Origin of the sequence: Pseudomonas crudilactis (genome assembly GCF_013433315.1) — a bacterium.
In the GTDB taxonomy this organism is placed as follows: domain Bacteria; phylum Pseudomonadota; class Gammaproteobacteria; order Pseudomonadales; family Pseudomonadaceae; genus Aquipseudomonas; species Aquipseudomonas crudilactis.
Genome location: NZ_WXVV01000003.1, coordinates 121,125 through 142,666 on the forward strand (window position 1 = coordinate 121,125; position 21,542 = coordinate 142,666).

The 21,542-nt window shown below is 59.3% G+C and carries 19 protein-coding genes; 10 read left to right on the forward strand and 9 right to left on the reverse strand.

Features of this window, described 5'->3' with window-relative positions:
* Position 1 precedes the first annotated feature (1 nt).
* The gene (gene pncB, locus GTU76_RS05000; protein WP_016985379.1) at positions 2–1,225 is read right to left on the reverse strand and encodes a nicotinate phosphoribosyltransferase; all 1,224 of its coding nucleotides are present in this window, start codon (positions 1,223–1,225) and stop codon (positions 2–4) included.
* A gap of 212 nt (positions 1,226–1,437) precedes the next feature.
* The gene (locus GTU76_RS05005; RefSeq protein ID WP_180698177.1) at positions 1,438–2,337 is read right to left on the reverse strand and encodes a LysR family transcriptional regulator; all 900 of its coding nucleotides are present in this window, start codon (positions 2,335–2,337) and stop codon (positions 1,438–1,440) included.
* A gap of 163 nt (positions 2,338–2,500) precedes the next feature.
* Between GTU76_RS05005 and amaB the strand changes: the two genes are divergently transcribed.
* The 9 genes from amaB to GTU76_RS05050 all read left to right on the forward strand — a co-directional run bounded on the left by amaB (position 2,501) and on the right by GTU76_RS05050 (position 13,663).
* Positions 2,501–3,991, forward strand: coding sequence for an L-piperidine-6-carboxylate dehydrogenase (gene amaB, locus GTU76_RS05010; protein ID WP_180698178.1), 1,491 nt, complete (start codon positions 2,501–2,503; stop codon positions 3,989–3,991).
* Positions 3,992–4,153: 162 nt separating this feature from the next.
* The gene (amaA, locus tag GTU76_RS05015; protein WP_016985382.1) at positions 4,154–5,437 is read left to right on the forward strand and encodes an L-pipecolate oxidase; all 1,284 of its coding nucleotides are present in this window, start codon (positions 4,154–4,156) and stop codon (positions 5,435–5,437) included.
* A gap of 368 nt (positions 5,438–5,805) precedes the next feature.
* Entirely contained in the window at positions 5,806–6,939 is a 1,134-nt protein-coding gene (locus GTU76_RS05020; RefSeq protein WP_007915892.1) for an ABC transporter substrate-binding protein, read from the forward strand.
* Between the two features lie 237 nt (positions 6,940–7,176).
* Positions 7,177–8,091: an ABC transporter permease subunit gene (locus GTU76_RS05025; RefSeq protein WP_016985383.1), complete on the forward strand. Its 915-nt coding sequence runs from the start codon at positions 7,177–7,179 to the stop codon at positions 8,089–8,091.
* 3 nt (positions 8,092–8,094) lie between these two features.
* Complete coding sequence (gene livM, locus GTU76_RS05030; RefSeq protein WP_016985384.1) at positions 8,095–9,396, forward strand: high-affinity branched-chain amino acid ABC transporter permease LivM; 1,302 nt, start codon at positions 8,095–8,097, stop codon at positions 9,394–9,396.
* On the forward strand, positions 9,393–10,265 hold the full coding sequence (locus GTU76_RS05035) for an ABC transporter ATP-binding protein (RefSeq protein ID WP_016985385.1): 873 nt from the start codon (positions 9,393–9,395) through the stop codon (positions 10,263–10,265). Before livM ends, GTU76_RS05035 begins: the two co-directional genes overlap by 4 nt.
* Complete coding sequence (locus GTU76_RS05040) at positions 10,262–10,978, forward strand: ABC transporter ATP-binding protein (RefSeq protein ID WP_016985386.1); 717 nt, start codon at positions 10,262–10,264, stop codon at positions 10,976–10,978. The genes GTU76_RS05035 and GTU76_RS05040 overlap by 4 nt, the downstream gene beginning before the upstream one ends.
* 840 nt (positions 10,979–11,818) lie before the next feature.
* Positions 11,819–12,583, forward strand: coding sequence for an SDR family oxidoreductase (locus tag GTU76_RS05045; RefSeq protein WP_180698179.1), 765 nt, complete (start codon positions 11,819–11,821; stop codon positions 12,581–12,583).
* A 174-nt stretch (positions 12,584–12,757) separates the two neighbouring features.
* Positions 12,758–13,663: a cation diffusion facilitator family transporter gene (locus GTU76_RS05050; RefSeq protein ID WP_180698180.1), complete on the forward strand. Its 906-nt coding sequence runs from the start codon at positions 12,758–12,760 to the stop codon at positions 13,661–13,663.
* Positions 13,664–13,786: 123 nt separating this feature from the next.
* Here GTU76_RS05050 and GTU76_RS05055 read toward each other — a convergent pair whose 3' ends face one another.
* The 7 genes from GTU76_RS05055 to GTU76_RS05085 form a co-directional block, all read right to left on the reverse strand.
* Positions 13,787–14,920, reverse strand: a complete 1,134-nt coding sequence (locus GTU76_RS05055) for an AGE family epimerase/isomerase (RefSeq protein ID WP_180698181.1) — start codon at positions 14,918–14,920, stop codon at positions 13,787–13,789.
* A gap of 183 nt (positions 14,921–15,103) precedes the next feature.
* Positions 15,104–15,676, reverse strand: a complete 573-nt coding sequence (locus tag GTU76_RS05060; protein ID WP_180698182.1) for a HupE/UreJ family protein — start codon at positions 15,674–15,676, stop codon at positions 15,104–15,106.
* Positions 15,677–15,703: 27 nt separating this feature from the next.
* A complete protein-coding gene (gene ureG, locus GTU76_RS05065; RefSeq protein ID WP_007915910.1) occupies positions 15,704–16,318 on the reverse strand; it encodes an urease accessory protein UreG in 615 nt (204 codons plus the stop codon).
* A 12-nt stretch (positions 16,319–16,330) separates the two neighbouring features.
* The gene (locus tag GTU76_RS05070; protein ID WP_180698183.1) at positions 16,331–17,005 is read right to left on the reverse strand and encodes an urease accessory UreF family protein; all 675 of its coding nucleotides are present in this window, start codon (positions 17,003–17,005) and stop codon (positions 16,331–16,333) included.
* Positions 17,002–17,502, reverse strand: a complete 501-nt coding sequence (gene ureE / locus GTU76_RS05075; protein WP_095121871.1) for an urease accessory protein UreE — start codon at positions 17,500–17,502, stop codon at positions 17,002–17,004. The genes GTU76_RS05070 and ureE overlap by 4 nt, the downstream gene beginning before the upstream one ends.
* Positions 17,503–17,803: 301 nt before the next feature.
* Complete coding sequence (locus GTU76_RS05080; RefSeq protein ID WP_175553028.1) at positions 17,804–18,436, reverse strand: TetR family transcriptional regulator; 633 nt, start codon at positions 18,434–18,436, stop codon at positions 17,804–17,806.
* Positions 18,437–18,604: 168 nt separating this feature from the next.
* Entirely contained in the window at positions 18,605–19,027 is a 423-nt protein-coding gene (locus GTU76_RS05085; RefSeq protein WP_016985394.1) for a hypothetical protein, read from the reverse strand.
* Between the two features lie 385 nt (positions 19,028–19,412).
* Between GTU76_RS05085 and GTU76_RS05090 the strand changes: the two genes are divergently transcribed.
* Positions 19,413–21,488 (forward strand): AsmA family protein, encoded by a 2,076-nt coding sequence (locus GTU76_RS05090; RefSeq protein WP_180698184.1) that lies wholly within the window; start codon positions 19,413–19,415, stop codon positions 21,486–21,488.
* The last annotated feature ends 54 nt before the right edge of the window (positions 21,489–21,542 follow it).

The window sequence follows — 21,542 nt, forward strand, 5'->3', positions numbered from 1 at the left end:
TTTACTCCTTGCTAGATAGACGGGGATCGGCAGGAACCTGGAAAACGTGTCGCAAATAGGCGACAAAATTCGGGTCTTTACAATGTGTCTTGCCTGGCTCGTCGGAGATCTTCGCCACCGGTTGGCCGTTGCAGGCGGTCATTTTAAGCACGATACTCATCGGTTCGACACCCGGAATGTCACAGGTGAGGTTGGTACCGATGCCGAAGCTGACGTTGATCCTGCCGTGCAGCGCGCGGAAGATCTCCAGCGATTTGGGCAGGGTCAGGCTGTCGGAAAACACCAGGGTCTTGCTCATCGGGTCGATGCCGAGCTTGTGGTAATGCGCAATGCATTTTTCGCCCCAAGCCACAGGATCGCCGGAGTCATGGCGCAGGCCGTCAAACAGCTTGGCGAAGAACAGGTCGAAGTCACCGAGGAATGCATCGGTGGTGATGCAATCGGTGAGCGCGATCCCGAGCAGGCCACGGTATTCGCGAACCCAGCAATCGAGCGCGGCGATCTGGCTGTCGATCAGGCGCGGGCCGAGTTGCTGGTGGGCCATGATCCATTCGTGGGCCATGGTGCCTAGAGGTTTCATATCGAGTTCGCGCGACAGGTGCACGTTACTGGTGCCGACGAAACGTCCGGGGAAGTCGTGCTTGAGCACGTTCACCACTTCTGCCTGCACGCCGTACGAAAAGCGGCGGCGGGTACCGAAATCGGCGACCTGCAGTTGCGATAACTCGTCGGCCGAAGCGTTGGCGGTCAGCCAGTCGAACTTGCGATAGAGCTGTTCGCGCGCCTGTTCCAGCACTGTTTCGCGGTAGCGATAGCGGTTGCGCACTTCGCTGACGATCGCCAGCAATGGCACTTCGTAGAGAATCACATGCAGCCACGGCCCGCGCAGGCGGATGAACAGCTCGCCGTTCTCGATACCGGTGTGCAGATAGCGCAGGTTGAAGCGGAACAGGCCGAGAAAGCGCAGGAAATCCGGCTTGAGGAAGCTGATGCGCTCAAGAAAACTCAGTTGATCGGCGCTCAGGCTCAGCTCGGCCAGACGTTCGATCTGAAAACGGATCTCGGCCAGATACGGGCGCAGATCCTCGCTGTTACGGCAACGGAACTCCCATTCGACTTCAACGTTGGGGTAGTTGTGCAGCACCGCCTGCATCATCGTCAGTTTGTAGAAGTCGGTGTCGAGCAGGTTCTGCACGATGCGATCGGCAAACACACTCTCGCTCATAACGGGGTCTCCAGGTGCGCCGCGCCTGTGCGCGGTCTCAAACAATGGCGCTAGTGGCGCATATCAGGGACGAAGATTGCCAGCAGTTTTTTAGATCACCGCAGAACCTTGTGGGAGCGAGCTTGCTCGCGAAGGCGTCATTTCTGCCGACATTGATTGAATGTGTCGGCCTCTTCGCGAGCAAGCTCGCTCCCACAGGGAGTCAAGGCAGCTCATGCTGGGCTGTCGATCTGCTCCAGCATCCATTTCACAAAATCCCGCACCTTTGGCACTTCCGCCGCGTGCTCCGGGTACGCCAGGTAATAGGCATCAGTGCTGGGCATGGCATGCTCAAAAGGAATGACCAGTTTGCCGTCGGCCAATTCCTCTTCCACCAGAAATCGCGGCAACAGCGCCACACCACAGCCGACCTGCGCGGCACGAATGCACATATAAAAGGTTTCGAAACGCGGCCCGTGATAGCTGTGCTCGGTCTGGTAACCCTGACTGTCGAACCAGTCGTGCCACGCCTGCGGGCGCGAGGCATTTTGCAACAGCACCAGATCGGTGAGTTGCGTCGGATCAGTGAACGGCGTGTCCGGCAGGCTGCCCGGCGCGCAGACCGGCACCAGCTCTTCGCCGAACAGCTTCAGGCATTCAGTGCCGGGCCGTGAGCCCTGACCGAAATAGAAGGCCAGATCACTGCGCCCTTGCAGCAGATCATCCGCTTCCTGCTCATTGCACAGATCCAGATGGATCGACGGATGGCGCAGACGCCAGCCTTTCAGGCGCGGGACCAGCCAGCGCGCGCCGAAGGTCGATGGCGTAGACACGCGCAGGACTTCAGTCTCACCGCCGTAGGAACGCAGGTAATGCGTCGACATCTCCACCTGCGAGAGGATTTTTCGTACTTCAACCAGGTACAAATCCCCGGCCGGGGTCATCTGCAAGCGCCGACGCACGCGGCGGAACAACAAGTGCTGCAACAGTTCTTCCAGCTGCGCGACCTGTTTGCTCACCGCACTTTGGGTAAGGTTCAGTTCCTCGGCGGCGCGGGTGAAGCTCAAGTGCCGGGTCACGGCCTCGAAACACTGCAGGGCGGTAATCGACGGCAAGTGGCGTTTGTTCAGCATGGCTGATCCTTTTCTTGTCTTTCTATGCCCAGCATGAATAAACGGAATGATATCTCGCGTAAAGGTCGTTTGTTGCCTTGCCATTGTGACGCTACAACTAAAGGCCTGCCCGGTCGCGAAAAAGCGCCCGCACACATTCAGTTTTTTGCTTGAGGAGTGACCCATGGTTGCCGCATTGCTTGATCGTCTAGGTGTGAACCCGGCCCTTTATCAGAACGGCAAAGTGCCGGTGCATTCGCCGATCGACGGCAGCCGTATCGCTGCGGTCAACTGGGAAGGCCCGGCCGAAGTCGAGCAGCACATCAGTCGCGCAGATCATGCATTCGAGCTATGGCGCAAAGTACCGGCTCCGCGTCGTGGCGAACTGGTGCGTCAATTTGGTGAGGTATTGCGTGAATACAAGGCCGATCTCGGTGAATTGGTGTCGTGGGAGGCCGGCAAGATCACTCAGGAAGGTCTGGGTGAAGTGCAGGAGATGATCGACATCTGCGACTTCGCTGTCGGTCTGTCTCGCCAACTCTACGGTTTGACCATCGCCTCCGAACGTCCGGGCCACCACATGCGTGAAACCTGGCATCCGCTGGGCGTGGTTGGCGTGATCAGTGCGTTCAACTTCCCGGTGGCGGTGTGGGCGTGGAATACCACGCTGGCGCTGGTCTGCGGCAACCCGGTGGTGTGGAAACCGTCGGAGAAAACTCCGCTGACCGCGTTGGCCTGTCAGGCGCTGTTCGACCGCGTGGTGAAGAACTTCACCGATGCGCCGGCGAACCTGTGCCAGGTGATCATCGGTGGTCGCGATGCTGGCGAAGCGCTGGTTGATGACCCGCGTGTCGCACTGATCAGCGCCACTGGCAGCACACGCATGGGCCGCGAAGTGGCGCCGAAAGTCGCTGCGCGTTTCGCCCGCAGCATTCTCGAACTGGGCGGTAACAACGCGATGATCCTCGGCCCAAGCGCCGATCTCGACATGGCGGTGCGCGCGATTCTGTTCAGCGCCGTCGGCACGGCCGGTCAGCGTTGCACCACTCTGCGTCGACTGATTGCCCACGAGTCTGTGAAAGAAGAAATCGTCACCCGCCTCAAGGCTGCTTACTCGAAAGTGCGCATCGGCAACCCGCTGGAAGGCAATCTGGTTGGCCCGTTGATCGACAAACACAGCTTCGAAAACATGCAGGACGCACTGGAGCAGGCGTTGAGCGAGGGTGGTCGGGTGTTCGGCGGCAAGCGTCAACTGGAAGACCAATTCCCCAATGCCTATTACGTTTCGCCGGCCATCGTTGAAATGCCTGAGCAGAGCGACGTGGTCTGCAGCGAAACCTTCGCGCCGATTCTGTACGTGGTTGGCTACAGCGATTTCCAGGAAGCACTGCGCCTGAACAATGCCGTGCCGCAAGGCTTGTCGTCGTGCATCTTCACCACCGATGTGCGCGAGGCCGAGCAGTTCATGTCGGCGGTCGGCAGTGATTGCGGCATCGCCAACGTCAACATCGGCCCGAGCGGTGCGGAAATTGGTGGCGCGTTTGGTGGTGAGAAAGAGACCGGTGGTGGTCGTGAGTCCGGCTCGGACGCATGGCGCGCGTACATGCGCCGTCAGACCAACACCGTGAATTATTCGCTGGAGTTGCCGCTGGCGCAGGGCATCACCTTCGACTGATTGGTGGAGATCCCTCCTTGTGGGAGCGAGCCTGCTCGCGAATACGGTGGGTCAGTCGACATAGATGTTGGCTGATATACCGCTTTCGTCGGAACGCCGCCCGGAGCAGGCTCGCTCCCACAGGGTATGCAGTGTTTGTTAGGTTTCTGTTGGAGTCTGGCAATGCCGTTACGCGAAGAATGCCTGTGGGAAAAGCTCACGCCGCAAAGGCCGGATAACACCGCGCTCAAAGGCGAAGTCAAAGTCGATGTCTGCGTGATCGGCGCCGGGTTTACCGGGTTGTCGGCGGCGCTGCATCTGTTGGAAAAAGGCAAAAGCGTCTGCGTGCTGGAAGCTCATCGCGCCGGTCACGGTGGTTCCGGACGCAACGTCGGGCTGGTCAACGCCGGCATGTGGATCCCGCCGGACGAGATCGAAGCCGGTTTCGGCGAAGCGGTCGGCAGTCAGCTCAATCGCATGCTCGGGGCCGCACCTGCACTGGTGTTCAGCCTTGTGGACAAGTACAACATCGATTGCCAGTTACGCCGCGAAGGCACGTTGCACATGGCGCACAACGCCAAGGGCGAGGCGGATCTGCGCAGTCGTGAACAGCAATGGAAACGCCGAGGTGCGCCGGTCGAACTGCTCACCGGCAAGGCGTGCGAGCAAGCCACCGGTACGCAGAAGATCGCCGCGGCTTTGCTCGATCGTCGCGCCGGCACGCTCAACCCGATGGCGTATGTCACCGGGCTGGCCAACGCGGTGAAAGGTCTCGGCGGGCAAATGTTCGATCATTCCCCGGTCACTCGCCTTGAGCGTCAGGGCTCGAACTGGTCAGTGCAGACCGAGCACGGTTCAGTGCTGGCCGAGCAAGTGGTCATCGCCTCCAATGCCTACACCGAAGGCGACTGGACCGAACTCAAGCGCAACTTCTTCCCCGGTTATTACTATCAGGTCGCCTCGGTGCCGCTGAGCGAAGATGCCGCGCAGGAAATCCTCCCGGGCGGGCAGGGCTCGTGGGATACCCGTCAAGTCTTGAGCAGCATCCGCCGTGACAAGGAAGGGCGCTTGTTGCTCGGCAGCCTCGGCAATGGCAATCAGAAACCGACCTGGTTTCTCAAGGCCTGGGCCGACCGCGTGCAGCAGCATTACTTCCCCAATCTGAAACCCGTCGAGTGGGAATGCACCTGGACCGGGCGCATCGCGTTCACGCCTGATCACCTCATGCGCCTGTTCGAGCCGGCGCCGGGACTGGTGGCCGTCACCGGTTACAACGGTCGCGGCGTCACCACTGGCACCGTGGTCGGCAAAGCCTTCGCCGACTATCTGTGCAACGGCGACCCGCAAGCCCTGCCGATTCCCTTCGCACCGATGCAGCCCCTGGCCGGCGTGGGCTTGCGCAGTTGTTTGTATGAGGCCGGATTCTCGCTGTATCACGCGGGCCAGTGCCTGCGCATCGTGATTTGAGTGTTGAAATATGTTGCCGGAAGCGGCGCTTTTCGATGCAGCGACTAGCCTGTAATGGTGCGGGTTGTAGCAGTCCCGCACCAACAGTGTGCAGTTCGGTGACGCGGGCTGTTACAGGCTGGTTGCACGTCGTTTGGCGCCGCGGTTGCAATGATGGCGCGTGTGGGTTGCGCCTGAAAAAATAAATGGTTTCACCTTCCGCGGTTTAGACGGTTGCACGCCCAATGAAAATGGGAACGAAACAGTCGAAATAACAAGAAAGCAGCGACTTTTTGAAGAATAAAAAACCGATGGCACGGCCCTTGCTCAGAGCATTCATTGAAGTGAAGTCGCAGTGCCAACTAAAAAAAACCTTGGAGCACCACCTCATGTCCCAGACGTTTTACAAGAAAGGCTTTCTGGCCCTCGCAGTGGCTACTGCGTTGGGTGTTTCTGCGTTTGCTCAAGCTGATGTGAAAATCGGTGTAGCGGGTCCAATGACGGGCGCCAACGCGGCATTTGGCGAGCAGTACATGAAGGGTGCACAGGCGGCGGCTGACGCGGTCAACGCGGCGGGCGGCGTCAACGGGGAGAAAATCGTTCTGGTTAAAGGCGATGACGCCTGCGAGCCGAAGCAGGCCGTGACGGTCGCCAAGGACCTCACCAACCAGAAAGTCGCTGGTGTGGTCGGGCACTTCTGCTCCTCTTCGACCATTCCCGCCTCGGAAATCTACGACGAAGCCGGGATCATCGCGATCACCCCGGGTTCGACCAACCCACAAGTCACCGAGCGTGGCCTCAGCGCCATGTTCCGTATGTGCGGGCGTGACGACCAGCAAGGCATTGTGGCCGGCGACTACATCGTTGATGTGCTCAAGGGCAAGAAAGTCGTCGTGCTGCACGACAAGGACACCTACGGCCAAGGCCTGGCGGATGCCACCAAGGCACAACTGGTCAAGCGCGGCGTGACGCCCGTGTTGTACGAAGGCCTGACCCGTGGCGAAAAAGACTTCAGCACCATCGTCACCAAGATCCGTGGCGCTGGCGCCGACGTCGTCTACTTCGGCGGTCTGCACCCGGAGGCCGGCCCGCTGGTTCGCCAACTGCGTGAACAAGGCCTGAAAGACGTCAAGTTCATGTCCGATGACGGCATCGTGACTGACGAACTGGTGACCACCGCCGGTGGCCCGCAATTCGTCGACGGCGTGCTGATGACCTTTGGCGCCGACCCACGCCTGCTGCCAGACAGCAAGACCGTGGTAGACGCTTTCCGCAAGGCCGGTACCGAGCCTGAGGGCTACACCCTGTACGCCTACGCTTCGGTGCAGACCCTGGCTGCCGCATTCAACGGCGCCAAGTCCAACAAGGGCGAAGAGGCTGCAGCCTGGCTGAAGAAAAATCCGGTGAAAACCGTCATGGGTGAAAAAACCTGGGACTCCAAGGGCGACCTGAAAGTCTCCGACTACGTGGTTTACCAGTGGGACAAGGACGGCAAATATCACCAGTTGGAAAAACAGAAGTAAGGGCTGACGCGATCAGTTAACCCACGATCCCCTGTGGGAGCGAGCTTGCTCGCGAATACGGGGTGTCAGTCGCCATAAACGGTAGCTGATACACCGCTTTCGCGAGCAAGCTCGCTCCCACAAGGGCCGGTTGGTTTTTCTGGACGCGCTCTGACATTGCTCCGACGTAAATCTGTATTTTTCCTAGAAGAACCGCACACCTCGGGTGTGCAGGTTCTCACTGCGTGAGATTGCGTTATGGATGGTATTTTCCTGCAGCAACTGGTCAACGGCCTGACCCTCGGGTCGGTCTATGGCCTGATCGCCATCGGCTACACAATGGTCTACGGCATCATCGGCATGATCAACTTCGCCCACGGCGAGGTTTACATGATTTCCGCTTACCTGGCGGCAATCAGTCTCGCTCTGCTGGCGTACTTCGGTATTGAATCCTTCCCGCTGCTGATGCTCGGCACCCTGATTTTCACCATCGTGATCACGGCGGTGTATGGCTGGGTCATCGAGCGAGTCGCTTACAAACCCCTGCGCAACTCCACCCGACTGGCTCCGTTGATCAGCGCCATCGGTATCTCCCTGATTCTGCAAAACTACGCACAGATCGCTCAAGGCGCCAAACAACAGGGCGTGCCAACCCTGCTGAGCGGGGCGTGGCGTGTCGACATCGGTACCGGTTTCGTGCAACTGACCTACACCAAAGTCTTCATTCTGGTGGCCGCATTCGTCGGCATGGGCCTGCTGACCTACGTCATCAAGTACACCAAGCTCGGACGCATGTGCCGTGCGACCCAGCAAGACCGCAAGATGGCTTCGATCCTTGGTATCAATACCGATCGGGTCATTTCCTATGTGTTCATCATCGGTGCAGCCATGGCGGCGCTGGCCGGCGTGTTGATCACCATGAACTACGGCACCTTCGACTTCTATGCCGGCTTCATTATCGGCATCAAGGCGTTTACCGCAGCGGTACTCGGCGGAATCGGTTCATTGCCTGGGGCAATGCTCGGCGGGATCATCCTCGGCATTTCCGAGTCGCTGTTCTCCGGTCTGGTCAACTCCGACTACAAAGACGTGTTCAGCTTCTCGCTGCTCGTACTTGTTCTGGTCTTCCGGCCGCAGGGCCTGTTGGGCCGTCCTCTTGTGTCGAAGGTGTAAGCGATGTCTTCAACCACTCAAAAATCCATCGATATCAAAAAAAGCCTGGTTGAGGCGATTCTTGCCGGCCTGATTGCCCTGATCGTTTTCGGACCGATTGTCGGCGTTGTGCTCGAGGGTTACAGCTTCAACCTCGAACCGACCCGCGTGGCCTGGATCATCGGCATTGTCATGATTGGCCGCTTTGCCCTCAGCCTGTTCCTGCAAACGCCCAAGGGCCTGAAAATTCTCGACGGATTCGAGAGCACCGGTTCCGGTGTGCATGTGTTGCCTGCCGATCACAAATCCTCGCTGCGCTGGATCATCCCGCTGCTGATTGTGCTGGCGATCATCGTGCCGTTTGTCTCCAACTCCTATCTGCTGGGCGTGGTCATCCTCGGGTTGATCTACGTGCTGCTGGGGCTGGGGCTGAACATCGTGGTCGGTCTGGCCGGTCTGCTCGACCTCGGTTACGTGGCGTTCTACGCCATTGGTGCCTACGGTCTGGCGCTGGGTTATCAATACCTCGGTCTGGGTTTCTGGACCGTACTCCCGCTGGCGGCGATCACTGCCGGGCTGGCCGGGTGCATCCTCGGTTTCCCGGTGTTGCGTCTGCATGGCGATTACCTGGCGATCGTGACCCTGGGCTTCGGTGAAATCATTCGCCTGATCCTCAACAACTGGTTGTCGCTGACTGGTGGCCCGAACGGCATGCCGGCGCCGCTGCCGACGTTCTTCGGTCTGGAGTTCGGCAAGCGGGCGAAGGATGGCGGGGTGCCGTTTCATGAGTTCTTCGGTATCGCCTACAACCCGGACGTGAAGTACTACTTCATCTACGCGGTGTTGTTCCTGGTGGTACTGGCCGTGCTGTACATCAAGCATCGTCTGGTGAAAATGCCGGTCGGCCGCGCTTGGGAAGCTCTGCGTGAAGATGAAATCGCTTGCCGTTCGATGGGGCTCAACCACGTGCTGGTCAAGCTCTCGGCGTTCACCATCGGTGCGTCGACCGCAGGTCTCGCCGGGGTGTTTTTCGCGACCTACCAAGGCTTCGTCAACCCGACCTCGTTCACCTTCTTCGAATCGGCACTGATCCTCGCCATCGTTGTGCTCGGCGGGATGGGCTCGACCATCGGCGTGGTGATTGCGGCATTCGTACTCACCGTCGCTCCGGAATTGCTGCGCGGCTTCGCCGAATATCGCGTGCTGCTGTTCGGCATCCTGATGGTATTGATGATGATCTGGCGACCACGCGGGCTGATTCGTATCAGCCGTACCGGGGTCACTCCACGCAAAGGTGCCATTCACTATGAGAGGACTGCGCCATGAGTGAAGTCGTACTCTCTGTCGAAAAACTGATGATGCATTTCGGTGGCATCAAGGCGCTGAGTGATGTCAGCCTGAAGGTCAAACGCAACTCGATCTTCGCCCTGATCGGCCCCAACGGCGCCGGCAAGACCACGGTGTTCAACTGCCTGACCGGGTTCTACAAAGCCTCCGGCGGCAAGATCGAACTCAACGTGCGCGGCCAGCAGACCAACGTCATCCAGTTGCTGGGCGAGTCGTTCAAACCGACGGATTTTGTCTCGCCGAAATCTTTCCTCAGCCGCATGTACTACAAGATGTTCGGCGGTACGCACCTGGTAAACCGTGCAGGTCTGGCCCGTACCTTCCAGAACATTCGCCTGTTCAAAGAGATGTCGGTGCTGGAAAACCTGCTGGTGGCCCAGCACATGTGGGTCAACCGCAACATGCTTGCCGGCATCCTCAATACCAAGGGCTATCGCAAGGCCGAAAGCGATGCGCTGGACTGCGCGTTCTATTGGCTGGAAGTGGTCGATCTGGTCGACTGCGCCAACCGTCTCGCCGGTGAGCTCTCGTACGGTCAGCAACGCCGTCTGGAGATTGCCCGAGCCATGTGCACGCGGCCGCAGATCATCTGCCTCGACGAACCGGCCGCCGGCCTCAACCCTCAGGAAACCGAAGCGCTGAGCGCGATGATCCGGCTGCTGCGCGACGAGCACGATCTGACCGTGGTACTGATCGAACACGACATGGGCATGGTTATGAGTATTTCCGACCACATCGTGGTGCTGGACCACGGCATCGTCATTGCCGAAGGCGGACCTGAAGCCATTCGCAACGACCCGAAAGTGATTGCCGCCTACCTGGGCGCCGACGAAGAGGAGCTGGTATGACGCAACCGATCCTCGAACTCAAAGACCTCGACGTGTTCTATGGCCCGATCCAGGCACTCAAAGGTGTTTCGCTGCAGATCAACGAAGGGGAAACCGTCAGCCTGATCGGCTCCAACGGTGCCGGTAAATCGACGTTGCTGATGTCGATCTTCGGTCAGCCACGGGCGGCGAGCGGGCAGATTCTCTATCAAGGCGTCGACATTACCCACAAGTCTTCGCACTACATCGCCTCCAACGGCATTGCGCAGTCGCCGGAAGGGCGGCGGGTGTTCCCCGACATGACCGTCGAGGAAAACCTGCTGATGGGCACCATCCCGATTGGCGACAAGTACGCCAAAGAGGACATGCAGCGCATGTTTACGCTGTTCCCACGGCTTGAAGAGCGGCGTACCCAGCGAGCGATGACCATGTCCGGTGGTGAGCAGCAGATGCTCGCCATTGCCCGGGCGTTGATGAGCCGTCCGAAGTTGTTGCTGCTAGATGAGCCGAGCCTCGGGTTGGCGCCGATTGTGGTGAAGCAGATCTTTGCGACCCTGCGCGAATTGGCGAAAACCGGCATGACCATTTTTCTGGTCGAGCAGAACGCCAACCATGCGCTGAAGCTGTCGGACCGCGCGTATGTGATGGTCAACGGAGAGATTCGCCTTACCGGTACAGGTAAAGAGCTGTTGGTGAACGAGGAGGTGCGTAACGCCTATCTGGGCGGGCACTGATTAATCACAAGTTGTCCACAAACCCCGACACGCAAATGTCGGGGTTTTTTTATCTCTTGAATCCACCGCAAACCCCTGTAGGAGTGAGCCAGCTCGCGATCGCGGTTTCCCATTCGCCATTACCGATGACTGATACACCGCTATCGCGAGCAGGCTCACTCCTACAGTTGTTCTGCGCCAGATCCCAGAATTGTGGAAAACAAATTCCCGAAGCTGCCAAAGCGCGACATATAGACGCTGCAAATGGCTGTTTTTCCACAGTTTTGACTTGTCCCCGGTTACTGTGGAGCTGGCTGTGAATAACGTGGGTGTATCTGGCTGCAGGCCTTGTAAAACGTGGCCTTCAAGTGTGTGGTTGTTTTTTGATCAAGCGTTTTTACGGAAGCTGAAGGCGTCGTTGTCAACCCTTTTCTGGGCATCGTCTCTTAGGCAATTCGATGGGATCAAGCCTGTGGATAAGTCTGTGATTAAACTCTGGAAAGACTGCGCTGAGGGCCGTAATTACTGGCCTCGCGCAATCGCTGCGTTGACGCGTCAGTCGTGCAAAATGCCATGTTCGGCACACCTGCCACTTCAGGGTCAAGCAAAAAACTTTCTATTTCGCCCGCAAAGCCTTGTGTGGCGCGGCTTTGCGCGTTTGTACTTGCCCCCGGAAACTGTGGAAGGGACTGTGGATAACATGCGTGCACATGGCTACAGGCCACGGTGGCTATGGCGTTGGTGCGGTTGGTTGTTTCTTGTACAGCTTGTGGGTGTTGCCCGTGAATGCGCGGGCGGGCATGCTGCCTGCTGATTTTCTATTCCAAGGGCTGCCCCGGCGGCCGAAGCAAGGAGAACACGATGTCCAACACCCTGTTTATCACCGGCGCGACGTCCGGATTTGGTGAAGCCTGTGCCCGCCGTTTTGCCGAGGCAGGCTGGAAACTGGTGCTGACCGGCCGTCGTGAGGAACGCCTGAGCGCCCTGTGCGCCGAATTGTCGAAGCAAACCGAAGTGCACGGTCTGGTCCTCGATGTGCGTGATCGCAAGGCGATGGAGGAGGCGATTGCCAACTTGCCGCCATCGTTCGCCAAACTGCGTGGCCTGATCAACAACGCTGGCCTGGCGCTGGGCGTGGACCCGGCGCCGAAGTGCGATCTGGACGATTGGGACACCATGGTCGACACCAACGTCAAAGGCCTGATGTACGCCACGCGCTTGCTGCTGCCACGCCTGATCTCCCATGGCCGTGGCGCCGGTATCGTCAACCTGGGCTCCATCGCCGGTAATTATCCGTATCCGGGCAGCCATGTGTATGGCGCGACCAAGGCGTTCGTTAAACAGTTTTCGCTGAACCTGCGCTGCGACTTGCAGGGCACCGGCGTGCGCGTCAGCAACATCGAGCCGGGTCTGTGCGAAAGCGAGTTCTCGCTGGTGCGCTTCGCCGGTGATCAGGAGCGTTACAACGCGACCTACGCCGGTGCCGAGCCGATCCAGCCGCAGGACATCGCCGAGACGATTTTCTGGGTGATGAATGCGCCGGCGCACATCAACATCAACAGCCTGGAATTGATGCCGGTGAGCCAGACCTGGGCGGGTTTTGCGATCGAGCGGAACAAGGTTTAAGACCGCGCTGAAGCCATTCGCGAGCAGGCTCGCTCCCACATTGGAATGCATTTCAAAGTGGGAGCGAGCCTGCTCGCGAAGAGGCCAAAACGGCCAAAACAGGGCGATAAGGTAAACTCCCCTCGCAACAACCCCACCGCACCCTGCGGTTTTCAAGGTTTTCGAGGAGTCAAAGTGAGTAACCGAGGTGAGCAGGCACTGCTCAAACAATCGACCATTCTGATGTTTGCCGTGGCGATTGCCGGGATCGTCACCGGTTTTGTTTCAGGTTCGCAATCCATCCTGTTTGATGGTTTTTTCTCGCTGATCGCAACGTTCATCAAAGTTCTGATGCTGATCACCGCCAAGCTGATCGCCAAGCAAAGCAATCACCGTTTCCAGTTCGGTTTCTGGCATCTGGAGCCGATGGTGCTGCTGATCGAAGGCAGCTTCCTGATGTTGATCGCGATCTACGCGTTCCTCAACGGCGTGTTCGGCATCATCAACGGTGGCCGCGACATCGAGTTGGGGCTGGTGATCATTTATGCCGCGGTGTTTACCGTCGTCGAATTCGCCTACTTCTTCTACGTACGGCAGCGTAATCGCAAGCTCAAATCCAGCCTGATCCAGTTCGACAATATCAGCTGGCTGGTGGACGCGATGCTGTCCGTGGGCCTGCTGATCAGTTTTCTCGCGGCGCTGCTGCTCAAGTCTCAGGGCTATGGCCAGTGGGCGGTGTATGTCGACCCGTTGATCCTGATCGTGCTGGCGCTGACCATGTTGCCACCGGCGTTCAAGATCCTTGGCCCGGCCTTACGCGATGTGCTCGGGATTGCCCCGGACACGCTGGATGATCAGGTGCGCCAAGTGATGGACGCGGCGAAAACCGAGCATGGTTTCGACGATTACGTGTCGTACGTGCAGAAGCACGGGCGGGCTCGGTTTATCGAGATTCATGTGGTATTGCCGGCGGATTATGCGCTGAGCAATGTCGGCCAGCTGGATGCGCTGCGCGAAGAGATTTCGGCGAAGCTGGGCAAGCCGGATGCGGCGCGCTGGCTGACCATCAGCTTTACCGGCGACAAGAAGTGGATCGCCTAGCGACCGCATAACGGCCATTCACGAGCAGGCTCGCTCCCACATTGAATTGCGCTGAACACACTATTTGTGAGCAGCACAAAATCAACTGTGGGAGCGAGCCTGCTCGCGAAAGCGATCTATAAGTCAGCGGAGATATTCAGCAATGCCGCTATAGCAAGTCGCCAAGTGATACGGCGTAGTTGAAGGCATGTCCTTACGGCTAACCTCGCCCAACTCATCCCGGCACTCATGCCAGCCACCGGCATGCAGGAATCGCTGCTGCAACGCCTGCAACTGGCGCAGCACCACCGCCTCACTGCCCTGACGCAACGTCAGCGCGCGCAGATATTCCGCCTGAGCCCAGATCCGCTGAGTCGAGTCTCGCGGGCGTCCATCCGTTTCCAGATCAAGCATCGCCCGCACCGCACCGGATGGCTGCACCACACCGTATTGCTCGGTGAAGGCAAACGCCCGGCCGAGCGCTGCGTGCAGTTTCGAACCACGCAGCAACGGCGACGACTCCAGCAGGAAATACCATTCGAACTGGTGCCCCGGCTCATACCAGTTATCCACAGCGCCAAGCGGCTTTTCCATCAACACACCATATTGCGGATCGACGAACTGCTTGTGCATGGCTGTGCATAACTCCAGCAATGCCTTCTGCGTCTGGGCATCTTCACGAACGGCAAGCGTAGCGAGGAAAGCTTCGGCCAGGTGCATCAACGGGTTCTGTAGTGGCCCGGTTTGCAGGGTCATCCAGTCGCGTTCCAGACAGGCTTCGTACAAGCCATCGCCGGTGGCAAAGCGTCGGCCGATGATTTCCAGTGCTGCATTCAACGTCGACTCGACCAGCGGGTCGCGGGACTTTGCCCAGTAATGCGCGCAGGCAAACAGGATAAAGGCGTGGGTGTAGAGATCCTTGCGCTGATCCAGCGGCTTGCCCTGCGCATCGATGCTGTAGAACCAGCCACCATGCTCGGCGTCATGAAAGTGCTGTTGCAAGGAGCGGAACAGCGCCGCGGCACGAACCTCAGCGTTATCCACAACCCCGATCAGGCTTGAAAACAGATACAGCTGCCGCGCGCAGGCCATCGCCCGATAGCGCTGCGGTGGCAGCGGCTGATGCGCGGCGTCCAGCGCCTCGTAGGGCAATGCCATGTCGGCATTCCAGCCCGGGCCTTGCCATAGCGGCACGATCACGTTGACGAAGTGCTGTTGCACGTCGCCGAACAGGGCGGTCAATTCAGGCAGGGAGGTGGAGCGGGAAGCGTGGGGCATGGGCGGACGTCGTCACGGGCTGGGGCGATTGCGCGACATGGTAGCAGAGAGACCGGCCTGAGCGATGTGGTGTCTGTCAGACCGCCTTCGCGAGCAGGCTCGCTCCCACAGTGGATTTGCAGCGTACACAAAACCTGTGGGAGCGAGCCTGCTCGCGAAGAGGCCAGTGCAGGCGCTAAAAGATCAGCCGGCCAGCAACCAGGCCCCAGTCACTGCCGAAGCCGCTCCGGCCAAGCGCACCAACGGTGCAGCCGCCTGAGGCAGAAAACGCACCACGCCATAACCCGCTGCATGCAGCGCTGCTGTCGCAGCCACGAAACCCGCCGCATACGCCCATGGACTGCTCATGTCCGGCAGCTCCAAGCCATGCGCCACACCGTGGAACAACGCAAACACCGCCGTCGCCACCACCGCCATGACCAACGGTGGACGCACCGCCAGCGCTACCGCCAGACCCAACGCCAGCACCGACGCGGCAATCCCGCTTTCCAGCGCCGGCAGTTCCAGCCCTTCAAACCCGAGCAGGCCGCCAATCAACATGGTGCCGACAAACGTGCAGGGCAGCGCCCAACGCGCAGCGCCTTGCTGCTGCGCTGCCCACAACCCAACAGCAATCATCGCCAACAAATGGTCGAGGCCACCGATCGGGTGGCTGATACCGGCGATCAAACCACTGTCGCCATGCCCCGGGTGTGCGAAGGCCAATGCCGGGGTCAGCAACAGCGCCACGGCGCCAAGAATACGTTTGAGTGTCATGGATAAGCTTCCTTGTTGATCAGTGAATCAGGCTGCGGTCAGCAGGCCCTGGCGTTCGATGAAGGCGATGATTTGCTCAAGGCCCTGACCGGTTTTCTGGTTGCTGAAGACGAACGGCTTGCCGTTGCGCATGCGTTTTGTGTCGCTGTCCATCATCTCCAGCGAGGCGCCAACCAGCGGCGCCAGGTCGATCTTGTTGATCACCAGCAGGTCGGATTTGCAGATCCCCGGCCCGCCCTTGCGCGGCAGCTTGTCGCCGGCCGAGACGTCGATCACATAGATGGTCAGATCGGACAGTTCCGGGCTGAAGGTCGCCGACAGGTTGTCGCCGCCGGATTCCACCAGAATCAGATCGAGCCCCGGAAAACGCCGGTTCAGTTGATCGACCGCTTCCAGGTTGATCGAGGCGTCTTCACGGATCGCCGTGTGCGGGCAGCCACCGGTTTCCACACCGATGATCCGCTCCGGTGCGAGGGCTTCGTTGCGCACCAGAAAATCGGCGTCTTCGCGGGTGTAGATGTCGTTGGTGACCACGGCAAGGTTGTAGCGCTCGCGCAAGGCCAGGCACAGAGCCAGGGTCAACGCGGTTTTGCCGGAACCGACCGGGCCGCCGATGCCGACGCGCAGAGGTTGTGTGTTCATCGAGTGTTTCTCCTAAGAACGGAAGAGGCGGCTGTACTGGCGCTCATGGGCCATGCACGCCAGGGACAGACCGAACGCGGCGCTGCCCATGTGTTCGGGGTTGATTCGGCTGGCGTCCTGCTGTGCTTGTTGCAGCAGCGGCAGCAGCTCGCTGGTCAGGCGCTGGGCGGCCTGCTGGCCCAGCGGCAGGGTTTTCATCAATACAGCGAGCTGGTTTTCCAGCCAGCTCCACAGCCACGCGGCGAGGGCGTCCTGCGGGCTGATGCCCCAGGCGCGCGCGGCCAGTGCCCAGCACAGGGCCAGATGCGGTTCAGTGCATTGATCGAGAAAATCGCGGGCCGGCGCGTCGAGTTCCGGCAAGCCGTTGAGCAACTGCTGCAACGAATAGCCCATCTGCCGACTCTCCAGATGCAACTCGCGGGTCTCGCGACTGGCGCGGTGGCTCTCACAGTGGGTCAGCAACTCGCTCCAGTTTTCATCCGCCGCCGCTTGGCAATGCGCAAGCAACAACGGCGCCTCAAAGCGCGACAGATTCAGCAGCAACTGATCACTGATCCAGCGGCGGGCGTCGTCCGGGTTTTTCACCCGGCCGTTATCCACCGCCATTTCCAGGCCTTGCGAATAGCTGTAGCCGCCAATCGGCAATTGCGGACTGGCCAGGCGCAGCAGCGCCCAGGCCGGATTCACAGGCGTACGCCGAACTGATGGAGTTTCGGCGCGTAATTGAAGTCTTCGTCGCCGTGGCGTGAATGGTGATGGCCGCCGCCATAGGCACCGTGTTCCGGCTGGAACGGTGCCTCAATGGCTTCAACCTGTGCGCCGAGTTGTTCGAGCATGGCTTTGAGCACGTAATCGTCGAGCAGACGCAGCCACCCATCGCCTACCTGCAACGCAACGTGGCGATTACCCAAGTGATAAGCAGCACGAGTCAGCTCGAAAGCATTGGCGCAGGTGACGTGCAGCAGTTGCTCGGGGCGGGCGCAGACGCGGACGATGCGCCCGTCTTCGGCTTGCAGACATTCGCCATCGAACAGCGGCGGCTGACCGCGCTCCAAAAACAACCCGACGTCTTCGCCTTCGGCACTGAAACAGCGCAGACGGCTTTTGCTCCGAGCTTCGAAGGTCAGGTGCAACTCGGCGGCCCAGACGGGTTGAGGGTCGATTCTGCGGTGAATCACCAGCATCGGAAAGCTTCCAGCTATGGACAATACTCTGGCTAGAGCAAGGGCCTTGCCAATCGGACGAGATGTAGGAAATCCCTGTCGGAGCGTAGTGGATGTTTCAAGATGTTGCGGGAATATGGAAGGTTTTGGTGCGTGAAGATTTTTTAATGCACCAAATGGAGGCCGATGCGCCGAACCAAATGTGGGAGCGAGCTTGCTCGCGAATGCAGTGGATCAGAAATATAGATGTTGACTGACACGACGCCTTCGCGAGCAAGCTCGCTCCCACAGGGGAATCTGGTGTGTCAGTCATAAAAGGGAGTTACTCGGTACTGCCCAGCCCTTGCCAGTGCTTGAGCCCGATAAAGATGAAGCGCAACTGCTGGGTGATCTTCGCCTGCGGCGTCAGATGCTCCGGCAGGGCTTCAGCGGTTGGGTCGATGATGTCCGGGAGGGTGGCAAACACCGACTTGACGATCAAGTCTGCGATTACGCTCAGGCCGGCGGCATCCAGGTGCTGCAGCTTGGGCATCAGCTTCAGGTCAGCAGCCAGGTCGGAACTGATGTTCTCGCGCAAGCGACCGATCGCCTGACGCACCGGCAGCGAACCGCCGTACTGCTCACGCGCCAGAAACAGGAATTGCGAGCGATTGGCGCTGACCACGTCGAGGAAGATCCGCACCGAAGCATCAATAATGCCGCCCATGACGAATTCGTTGTGCCGCACCAGGCGAATGGTTTCGCGGAAGGTCTGGCCGACTTCGCTGACGAGCACCAAACCGAGCTCATCCATATCGGCAAAATGCCGGTAAAAACCGGTGGGCACGATCCCGGCGGTTTTGGTCACTTCGCGCAGGCTCAGGCTGCCGAATCCTCGGCCGCTTTCCATCAGGTGGCGGGCAGCGTCCATCAGGGCGTTGCGGGTCTGTTGTTTCTGTTCGGCGCGGGGCAGCATCGCAAGGTGGTTTCTTCGGCAAGACAAGCGCCGCACTCTAGCAAATCGGCTTTATCGGCGTCGAACGGCGGGGCAGTAAAGCGAGGGTTTTTACGGGGCGTTTACCAAAACCTGAAAAGTCAAAAGCCCAATCCGTCGATTGGGCTTTTTTTCTGGGCCACCATGGGCTCAGCTCACAGCGCTGTTGCGTTCGATCACACGGTCACCACCACCTTCGGCAACCGCCTGGCCTTGTGGGGTTTTGTCGTAGCCGTCTTCAACCAGACCTTTTTCTTCGAGGCGGTTGCGACCGTTTTCAGCGACAGCCTGACCTTGTGGAGTTTTGTCGTAGCCGTCTTCGACCAGACCTTTTTCTTCCAGACGATTGCGACCGTTTTCTGCTACCGACTGACCCTGTGGGGTTTTGTCGTAACCATCTTCAGCCAGGGTCTGACCTTGTGGCGTTTTGTCATAGCCATCTTCGGCGAGGGTTTGGCTGAACACCGAGTGGCTGTCTTTTACTTGTGGAGTGGCCTGGTCGGCAGCCGGCAGGGCGAACGCCGTGCTGGCCAGCATCGAGAGGGTAAGACTAAGCAGTAATTGGCGTTTCATGATGGGTTGCTCCTTGGGAGGGCGATAAAGTGGGTACGAGGGCAATGCTACTCTCGATAAGTCGATATAAAAGTTCATAAACGCAATGGTAATAATCAACAGAATTGATTGTTCTGCCGGGAGGCTCTAGATCGGGCCTTTCAGAGCAGCGGTTTTGCACCGGGGTGGGTATTTCCGACTCACTCGCGCCTCGCAAAAGTGCGGGTCGCGGTAACACTGTTCGACTGATCGGTCAGATTTCGCGCGACTTTTTGCGCCTTAATCGACCTTTCGATTAAACCTGCGGCTGGTTTGCCAGTCGTAGATTTCATGAGGGCCGCTTTGGCCCGCCGTTTCAGCCGTACGCCGCAGTTTGTGCGTGCGGTCGTGATCAGGAGCTTTGTGCATGACGCGCACTGGAAAAATCTTCAGCTGGACCTTCGCCATCCTCGTGCTGCTACTGGCCGTGCTGGTGTTGATCATCGTGTTCTTCGACTGGAACCGGATCAAACCGCCGCTCAACGCCAAAGTCTCGGAAGAACTGCACCGACCGTTTGCTATTAACGGCAACCTCGCGGTGATCTGGCAGCGCGAACCCGACGAGGGCGGCTGGCGTGCGTGGGTGCCGTGGCCGCATGTGGTCGCCGAGGACTTGAGCCTGGGCAACCCGGACTGGTCGAAGAAAGCGCAAATGGTCACGCTCAAACGCGTTGAGCTGCGTATCTCGCCGCTGGCATTGCTGGCGCAACGGGTGGTGATTCCGCGCATCGACCTGACCGAACCCAATGCCCAGTTGCAGCGCCTGGCCGATGGCCGCGCCAACTGGACGTTCAAGTTCGATCCGAAAGACCCGAACGCTGAGCCGTCGAATTGGGTCGTCGACATCGGCTCCATCGGTTTCGACAAGGGTCATGTCACCCTCGACGATCAAACGCTCAAGACCAATCTCGATGTGCTGATCGATCCGTTGGGCAAGCCGATCCCGTACAGCGACATCGTCGGTGCCAAAGCGGCGAAAACCGCGCAGGACAAGGGCGGCGCACCGCAGGATTATGCGTTTGCCCTAAAGGTCAAAGGCCAATATCACGGCCAGAACCTCACCGGCCAAGGCAAGATTGGCGGGCTGCTGGCGTTGCAGGACGCGAGCAAGCCATTCCCGTTGCAGGCTCAGGCAAAGATCGGCGACACCAGCATCGAACTGGCTGGCACGCTGACCGATCCACTGAATCTTGGCGCGCTCGATCTGCGCTTGAAACTGGCCGGGGCCAGCCTCGGCAATCTCTATCCTTTAACCGGCGTGACCCTGCCGGACACGCCGCCGTACGCTACCGACGGCCATTTGATCGCCAAGCTGCATGACGCGGCCGGGGCGAAATTCACCTACGAGCAGTTCAACGGCAAGATCGGCAGCAGTGACATTCATGGCGACCTGACCTACGTTGCCAGCCAGCCACGGCCAAAGCTCAGCGGCGCGTTGCTCTCCAATCAACTGCTGTTCGCTGACCTCGCACCGCTGATCGGCGCCGACTCCAATGACAAGCAAAAGGCCCGCGGCGGCGAGAGCAAGCAACCGGCGGACAAAGTGCTGCCGGTAGAGGAGTTCAAGACTGACCGCTGGCGCGCGATGGATGCCGACGTCGAGTTCACCGGCAAGCGCATCGTCCACAGCGAAAAACTGCCGTTCAACGACCTCTATACCCACCTGAAACTCAACGACGGCGAACTGAGCCTGGAGCCTCTGCGCTTCGGTGTGGCCGGCGGCAATCTCGATGCACAGATTCGCCTCAACGGTCGCACCGAACCGCTGGAGGGCCGCGCCAAACTGACCGCGCGCCGCTTCAAGCTCAAGGAGTTGTTCCCGACCTTTGAGCCAATGAAGACCAGTTTCGGTGAGCTCAATGGCGACGCCGATATCAGCGGGCGCGGCAACTCGGTCGCCAAGCTGCTGGGCGGTGCCAACGGCAAATTGAAGATGCTGATCAACGATGGCGCGATCAGTCGTGAGCTGATGGAACTGGCCGGGCTCAACGTCGGTAACTATGTGGTCGGCAAGATCTTTGGCGACAAGGAAGTGAAGATCAACTGCGCAGCGGCGGACTTCGACATCAAGACCGGCCTGGCAACGACGCAGCTGTTTGTCTTCGATACCGAGAACGCGATCATTTATATCGACGGCACCGCGAACATGGCCACCGAGCAACTGGATCTGACGGTGACGCCGGAATCCAAGGGCTGGCGGTTGATTTCCCTGCGCTCGCCGCTGTATGTGCGTGGCAAGTTCATCAAGCCGGATGCTGGCGTGAAGGCTGTGCCGCTGATGTTGCGCGGGGCAGGGATGGTTGCGTTGGGTGTGATTGCAGCACCAGCGGCGGGGCTGTTGGCGCTGGTGGCGCCGAGTGGTGGCGAGCCGAATCAGTGTGCGCCGTTGCTGGAGCAGATGAAGTCGGGCAAGGCGCCGGTCACCGTCAAACCGACTAAATAGTCGGTGCCCGTAAGGGCCTCTTCGCGAGCAGGCTCGCTCCCACATTTGACCGCA